General features: G+C 59.6%; 1 pseudogene. It reads left to right on the top strand.

The annotated features are described in order from the left end of the window. A pseudogene (locus HMPREF2678_RS09720) lies at positions 1–938 on the top strand (malate synthase G); the annotation flags it as partial.

The raw sequence follows: 938 nt of genomic DNA, 5'->3' as shown, positions 1-938 counted from the left end.
CGCTTCGCGCTGAACGCGGCGAACGCCCGCTGGGGTTCCCTGTACGACGCTCTGTACGGCACCGACGCCATCTCTGAGGAGAACGGCCAGGAGAAGGGCACCGGCTACAACAAGGTTCGCGGCGACAAGGTCATCGAGTGGGGCCGCGAGTTCCTGGACCGCGTAGTACCCCTGGAGTCCGGCTCCCACAAGGACGTCACCAAGTACGCGGTTGAGTCCGGCCAGTTCACCGCCACCATCGACGGCAATGACGTTCACCTGCGCAACCCGGAGGTCTACGCAGGCTTCGGCGGCGACAAGGCTAACCCGACCGACATTCTGCTGTACAACAACGGTCTGTACATTGACATTCAGATCGATCCGGAATCCCCGATCGGCAAGACCGACAAGGCCGGCGTCAAGGATCTGAACCTTGAGTCCGCAATCTCCACCATCATGGACTTCGAGGACTCCGTCGCCGCTGTCGACGCAACCGACAAGACCCTGGGCTACCGCAACTGGCTGGGTCTGAACACCGGCAACCTCACTGAGGAAGTGGAGAAGGGCGGCAAGACCTTCACTCGTAAGCTGAACGAGGATCGTGTGTTTACCTCCCGTGATGGTGAGGAGCTGCGTCTGCACGGCCGTTCTCTGCTGTTTGTGCGTAACGTTGGCCACCTGATGCAGAACCCGGCGATCTTGGATCAGAATGGTGAGGAGATTTTCGAGGGCATCATGGATGCCGTTATTACTTCGGCTGCTGCGATCCCGGGTCTGGATGAGAACAACCCGCTGCGTAACTCCCGTAATGGTTCGATCTACATTGTGAAGCCGAAGCAGCACGGCCCGGAGGAGGTTGCGTTCACTAACGACCTGTTCGGTGCGGTGGAGGATCTGCTGGGTCTGGAGAGGTTCACCTTGAAGGTTGGTGTGATGGATGAGGAGCGTCGTACCACCGC

This window comes from Corynebacterium sp. HMSC058E07 (assembly GCF_001809885.1).
GTDB lineage: Bacteria > Actinomycetota > Actinomycetes > Mycobacteriales > Mycobacteriaceae > Corynebacterium > Corynebacterium macclintockiae.
This window is presented reverse-complemented; position numbering and strand designations above follow the sequence as displayed.